The sequence below is a fragment of the Okeania sp. SIO2B9 genome (assembly GCF_010672505.1).
Taxonomy (GTDB): domain Bacteria; phylum Cyanobacteriota; class Cyanobacteriia; order Cyanobacteriales; family Microcoleaceae; genus Okeania; species Okeania hirsuta.
This window is the reverse complement of the sequence record NZ_JAAHGK010000362.1, coordinates 1-6,078: the sequence shown is the minus strand read 5'-3', so window position 1 is coordinate 6,078 and position 6,078 is coordinate 1. Positions and strand designations below refer to the sequence as shown.

The 6,078-nt window shown below is 37.7% G+C and carries 7 protein-coding genes; 4 read left to right on the top strand and 3 right to left on the bottom strand.

Features of this window, described 5'->3' with window-relative positions:
- Nucleotides 1-24: 24 nt before the first annotated feature.
- Together F6K13_RS14440 and F6K13_RS14435 are read right to left on the bottom strand one after the other, a co-directional pair.
- Nucleotides 25-258, bottom strand: a complete 234-nt coding sequence (locus F6K13_RS14440) for a hypothetical protein (RefSeq protein WP_287287695.1) — start codon at nucleotides 256-258, stop codon at nucleotides 25-27.
- A gap of 16 nt (nucleotides 259-274) precedes the next feature.
- Entirely contained in the window at nucleotides 275-1,777 is a 1,503-nt protein-coding gene (locus F6K13_RS14435) for an iron uptake porin (protein ID WP_240038755.1), read from the bottom strand.
- On the opposite strand from F6K13_RS14435, the gene F6K13_RS14430 reads away from it, so the two are divergent.
- A complete protein-coding gene (locus F6K13_RS14430) occupies nucleotides 1,757-2,701 on the top strand; it encodes a serine protease (protein ID WP_205127204.1) in 945 nt (314 codons plus the stop codon). The genes F6K13_RS14435 and F6K13_RS14430 overlap by 21 nt on opposite strands.
- A gap of 17 nt (nucleotides 2,702-2,718) precedes the next feature.
- Complete coding sequence (locus tag F6K13_RS14425) at nucleotides 2,719-3,711, top strand: serine protease (protein ID WP_161564301.1); 993 nt, start codon at nucleotides 2,719-2,721, stop codon at nucleotides 3,709-3,711.
- A gap of 63 nt (nucleotides 3,712-3,774) precedes the next feature.
- On the opposite strand, the gene F6K13_RS14420 is transcribed toward F6K13_RS14425, so the two are convergent.
- Complete coding sequence (locus tag F6K13_RS14420; RefSeq protein WP_124142936.1) at nucleotides 3,775-4,386, bottom strand: hypothetical protein; 612 nt, start codon at nucleotides 4,384-4,386, stop codon at nucleotides 3,775-3,777.
- A 286-nt stretch (nucleotides 4,387-4,672) separates the two neighbouring features.
- On the opposite strand from F6K13_RS14420, the gene F6K13_RS14415 reads away from it, so the two are divergent.
- A complete protein-coding gene (locus F6K13_RS14415) occupies nucleotides 4,673-5,137 on the top strand; it encodes a hypothetical protein (protein WP_124142935.1) in 465 nt (154 codons plus the stop codon).
- A 12-nt stretch (nucleotides 5,138-5,149) separates the two neighbouring features.
- On the top strand, nucleotides 5,150-5,980 hold the full coding sequence (locus F6K13_RS14410) for a hypothetical protein (RefSeq protein ID WP_124142934.1): 831 nt from the start codon (nucleotides 5,150-5,152) through the stop codon (nucleotides 5,978-5,980).
- Nucleotides 5,981-6,078: the final 98 nt, after the last annotated feature.

The window sequence follows — 6,078 nt, the reverse complement described above, 5'->3', positions numbered from 1 at the left end:
TGCAACACCTTCCTCAGAGATGCTCTAGGAGGTGTAGCTAAACCCATCACCTCTAGACTCTGGGTCTTGTTCCTCTTCAAAAAAAGTAGGTTTATTACGACGAGGAGGTTCTGAGGTATTTGTTTGCGCGATCGCTTCCCCTGGTCCTACTTCTAATGGATGAGCTAAAGCTTTATTAGCATTTCCACAAACTATTACACTACTCAAGCATAAAGTTGATAACAATAACCAAAGCTTCGTTTTAACTGACAAATTCATAATTAATCTTTCTCCTTTAGAATCTGAATGTACTTCTTAGGACACCCAAAAATATAGTATCATTATCATCATTATGTTCCGGATTAGTTACTAGAAAAAAACCAGGAGTAATAGCAATATTATCACTCACTTTAAACCGATAAAAAGCTTCAAAATGTAAAGAAGTATCTTCATCATCACCATCTCGTAAACCTTTACCATCAGATAATTTTAAAGGTTGACCAAAAATCAGTCCTAATAGGTCCCCTTCACGATTAAAAGGATCGGAAAGTCCTACCGCCACTGTATAAGTGTAAGTATTTGCATAAGCATCACTCACCTCAGAATCAGTAAATGCGTATCCACCCCATGCTGCTAGGGTAATTTTACGATTAATCCGCCACTGGAATGTAGCACTAATTGCATTTGTTTGAGTTGGTTCATCAATAAAACCGGAAGCATCCGCATTAAAGCTACCTGTTAAAGTATCTAATCTGCCATCTACAGAATAGGCATTAATATAAGCAATACCTGTGAGAATATTACTTGTAGGTTTGATTAAAAATTGAACTCCTGCAGCACTATGGTCTGATGCTGTAAACCCTCCCCCTTGATTTCGTATATCACAACCTTGACTTTTACTAGGACAACTACTGTTTCTTGTACCATAAGCAAATTGTACCCGCAGTCTATCTAGAGCTAACCAGTCAAAACCAACACCTGCGTCTAAACTACCAATTTTAAATAGAGGGTTAGCTTCTCCAAAACGAGAAATAGCTCCTCTACCTGTATCAAAAAAAGGAGAGTTAGCTGTCAGAACACTACTCAAGCTAAACCCTTGGGGCCGAAATGTCAGTACCACGCGATCGTTAAAAGCTGCAGTCCGATACTCTAACAAATCTAATTTAAATACATCGTCTGTGTCTGTCTGGAAAGAAAACAGTGCCATATCAGTTTCTAATCCAGGATTTTCTATGGTACCAGCAAAAGCACGATTCTCGAAATTACCAGATACCAGTCCAATTGCCAAACGGTCTTTCCCTGTGAATGAGGAAACTATTCCCAATCTAGCTAAATAAGCAAAAATGGCCTGGCGGTCATCTCCGTCTCCTGGTGGGTCTCCTCCTCCTGCTGCTGCCAATCCAAAAATTACTTCTCCACCCATGATGCTTGTGGTAGAAAATTGATTTGCTTCTAGTTCTACTACTCTTGCTTCTAGGACATCAACTCGACCCCGCAAAGTCGCCATTTCTACAGCAAATTCTTCTTGGAGTCTTTGTATTGTTGCTAAGTCTTCCCTAGTAACTAACTCAGCAGTAGAGGAAGCAATTAATTCTGTAATTCGGTCTAAACAAGAGTTTAAACCAGCAGCAAATTCATAGCGAGTCATGGCGCGATCGCCCCGGTAAGTGCCATCAGGATATCCAGCAATACAACCATAGCGTTCTACTAAAGATTGTAAAGCTTGAAATGCCCAATCAGTAGGTTGTACGTCTGAAAGTTGGGTTACGGATGTAACTTGACCTTTACCTCTGAGCAAATAGAAAACAATGTTTTAAACATTAATCATCTAAAAAAGCAGACAAAATTGGTGCAAGCTGACCAAACAATTTTCCCTGTCAGTCAACAGATACCAGAACCTGTCAGTCAACAGGTATCAGAAACTGCTCGAGAGATTACTGTCAGAGTTTTAACTGACTCCAATGCAGGTTCAGGAGTAATTGTAAATCGTCAAGAAAACCGATATATTGTCTTGACTAACCATCATGTAATGATTGGTAGTTGGCATAGACAATACACTATACTTACAGCAGATGGTGTACTCCATGTCGCCAAATGGCTACAACCAACTGAATATAAAAGTCTAGATTTAGCCCTAGTTGAGTTTACTAGCAGCAATGTTTACCAAACAGTCGAGATGGAAAATTCAGCAACCTTATCTGTTGGGGATATAGTTTACGCTTGTGGATTTCCTAATTGGCATGGATTAAATTCAGATAAAATTTCTAGTACCCGTGATTGGGGTTTCAAAGCTTATCGCTTTACTGAAGGAAAAGTAGGAATGACCTTATCCAAGTCCCTAGAACGTGGGTATCAACTCGGCTATACTAATACAGTTGAAAGTGGTATGAGCGGAGGTCCAGTTCTCAATCAATATGGTCGTCTAGTTGGAATCAATGGTTGGGGTAAGTATCCTTTAGGTGGTATTCAAGCCTTTGTATTCATTGATGGTACAAAACCATCATTTGAACTATTCCAGCAAATGGAAACTTTAAGTTGGGCAATTCCAGTTACAACAATTCGACGTTCTATTTTTCCGCAAAAATTGAACCCTGAAATTCAACGCTCTACCTATCAGCAAGAATGGAACTCAACAATTCAACCTTCTACACCTCAGCCAAAATTAAACCCAGTAATTCAACCTTCTACTTCTCAACCAAAATCAAACCCAATTCAAGAGTGACAACAAGGAAACAAACGATGATCTTATTCAAGCAATTATCTATAGGTGTTATCTGTTTCTTAACAGCTCTCAGAATTACTATTCCAACTGCATTAGCTTTAACTAAACAAGAAGTCAATGCGATCGCCTGGCAAGTATCTATAATTTTAGGACCTGGTTTAACAAAGGAACAAATCAAAGCCATTGACCAGGGAAACTACAATGTTGTTGAGGGTTGGCAAAATGGTAGTGGCGTAATTATTGCTCGTCAGGGAAAAACCTATTATGCTCTCTCTGCACTCCACGTTGTTGCGGACTCCAGAGGGGGAACTTTTGCCTTAGCAACTCCAGATGGAGAAGTTCATATAATTGATGATTATAAAACTCAATCAAATATTATTCCCCTGGGAAAACCACAGGGTATGGGAGAATTTATTGATGGACTTGACTTAGTTTTAATCAAGTTTCGCAGTAATAAAAATTATCCCATTGCTTCCATTGCCAGTTCAGAGAATTTAAAGGAAGGTTCCTCTATTTTTGTCAATGGCTGGCCAAACCCAGAAGATTTAAGAATTACAGAGCGGGTGCGTCGGTTTGAGGAAGGTACTATTAATTTTGTTGCCAACTCTCCTTCCGCAAATGGTGGATACAGTGTTCTTTATAGTAGTTGGACAGCCTCTGGAATGAGCGGTGGTCCTGTATTTAATTCAGACGGACAGGTAATAGGAATTCATGGGCGAGGACGTGCTAGGGGTGGTGTTTATTGTGTTAATCCTCAGTTTAGTCGGAGTAATAGCTGCGGAATGCAAATATTTCACTTTCTGAGTCACCGCGATGTAAGACAGATTAATTCTGCTTTGAATACTAATCCAGTAGACCCGAAAATGGTGGAAAATGGTAGAAGAGGAAAAAGTAAAACAGATCGAATTGATAATATTTATAAAACTTTTGCATTAGAGTTTTTGGATTCAGCAACGAAAAGAAAGCCTTCTGGAGGATGTGACTTTTTATTAATAGATGACTGTGAGTGATAGGAGTCAGGAGTAGGGAGTAGGAAAAACTATATTTTTTCCTACTCCCTACTCCCTATTCTATTAATAACGGTTGGGATAGACTTTTAATCTAATGTTTCTACGTCGATTTTCAAAATAGTCACAATTGCCATAATAGTCGCAATTTCTATTATAAAAATAATTGTCCCGGTCGTATCTGTCACGTCTTCGCCGATAATCATAGTCCCGGTCGTATCTGTCGCGTCTTCTCCGATAATCATAATCTCGGTCATACCTGTCCTGTCTTCGCCGATAATCATAATCTCGGTCGTATCTGTCACGTCTTCGCCGATAATTTTCTAAAGTATTCCATCTGCGGTCAAGTCTGCGGTCTAGATCGTCGTGAGCTTCTTGAATAATTCTTTCTCTTTCTGCTTTAGGAAGACTTCGGTTATGACGTTTATCCATCTCATTTTTAATCCTGCGATCGATTCTTTCATGGAGTCTATGTCTTTTGTCTTGTAGGTATTCGTCTTCCTTTTGACGCGCTCGAATACGATATCTCTCCTGGCGATCGGCTAATATAATTTGATTTTCCTCTAAGCTTTTTTGTTCAGTTTTGATGTTAGTAACATTATTGAAGGCCATTGCTGGATAGGTACAACTAAGGCCAAAAAATAAGGGGATAATAGCGAGCAAAAATTTGTTATTCATATCGATACAGTTACCTCTATATACTCTTCATTTTATCAAGTATTATACCTAATCAGAATTAGATGAGCTTACCCTGAAGCGGATTTGTTATGATAGGCTATAATTTAATTTATCATTTTCTTTGTGGGTTTAATACCCCACCGTCTACACGGTGTTCAAAATTACTTGGGGTGAGAATCCATAAGTAATTTTCCTCCTGTCTCCTGTCTCCTGTCTCCTGTCTCCTTCTTCAATCTAGTATTAATCACCTTATACTTAGGAATTTAAGTATAGAGGAGTCTTAAGTATGGTTGAATTATTACAGCTAATTCCATTCCCATTGCTTCTTTTGAGTATAGTATTGGTAATACTTCCTACTATATTTACTGCCATATTACGTATCCAACTTTACAATTATTTAATATTTTTCAAAAGTAGAGTTAAAAGACTAATTGACGGGGTAAGTCCAAGAAAAAAACACAGAATAATTGAGCATTTAGAAGCAAGATTTCAGACGGCAAGTCAAAATTTAGAAGAAGTCAACACAGCAGCATTAGTAGATGGAATTTATAGCCGAGCAACATTTAATTTTTTAGGATTTAAATTACGATACCACCAATGGGATTACTTTTCTCAAGCATTACCTAACCTATTAATATCCTTTGGATTATTAGGCACTTTTCTTGGAACGAGGAAGCAAACAGCAATAATTATTACTTGTTGTAGTTGTATTGAATTATTAAAAAAAATCCTATTTTTAAGCAAAGATTGAGGAGTAAAAATTATGAGCCGCCGCTCACGATATTCAAGGCTAAATCAAACTCTCAATGTCTGGCAATCTTTTACAGATGTCATGTCGAGCGCCTTTATGATTTTGAGCTTATTTCTGTTTCTGGCACTACTTAAATCGGGAGCGTTAAGTTCAACTGTTTCCAAAACAAATACTGAACTTCAAGAGGTTAGAATAGAGAATGAAAAATTGAAGGATAAAGTAAAAGAAAAAGACCGAGAAATACAGGATAAATCTGAAAAAATACAGCAACAAAAAGACGTACTGAAAAATAAAGAACAAGAGTTACAGCAAAAAGAAAAGACGATTATCAGAAAAAATCAAGAAATTTCTAGCTTAAAATCCCAGCCACCAATTGAAATTCCAGAAGCATCTAACCGCAAATTTCCATCTGGTAGTGCCGAATTATCTGACGGATTAATTAATTTTATTCAGAACAATTTAGTGAAGCAAATCGAAGATTATGCTCAAGGAAAAGAAGGCTATATCGTACAAGTAATCGGTCATACTGATGGTCAACGAAATAATAGTTTTCAAGTAAGTAATTTAGATGAGCAATTAGAAAAAGTTGCTATTGGTAATGACAATATTAGTAATCTGACGCCAAGTTCAAATGCAGATTTAGGTTTAATGCGCGCTCTAGCAGTAGTAAAAGAACTTGAAAACAACCCTCGTTTAAAGCAACTAGGATTAAAATTCCGAGCTTATTCAGCAGCACAACTTTATCTACCTTCAGGAGAATATGCAACGGTAGAGCGTAATCCGGAGCAAAAAAGACGGCGAATAGAAATTCGTTTCATATCAAATCCGGTAGCATCGGTATAAAAAAATTAAACCTGATAAATTAAGGGATGAATAGTAAGAGTTGGGCGATCGCCATGCCGAGATTGTTAAAGCTAGAACCACACAAAAGTATCGAAGAG

Excerpts from the sequence above, each read along its gene's own strand:
- F6K13_RS14440 (WP_287287695.1), bottom strand. The coding sequence starts at position 258 with ATGAATTTGTCAGTTAAAACGAAGCTTTGGTTATTGTTATCAACTTTA.
- F6K13_RS14425 (WP_161564301.1), top strand. The coding sequence starts at position 2,719 with ATGATCTTATTCAAGCAATTATCTATAGGTGTTATCTGTTTCTTAACA.
- F6K13_RS14420 (WP_124142936.1), bottom strand. The coding sequence starts at position 4,386 with ATGAATAACAAATTTTTGCTCGCTATTATCCCCTTATTTTTTGGCCTT.
- F6K13_RS14415 (WP_124142935.1), top strand. The coding sequence starts at position 4,673 with ATGGTTGAATTATTACAGCTAATTCCATTCCCATTGCTTCTTTTGAGT.
- F6K13_RS14410 (WP_124142934.1), top strand. The coding sequence starts at position 5,150 with ATGAGCCGCCGCTCACGATATTCAAGGCTAAATCAAACTCTCAATGTC.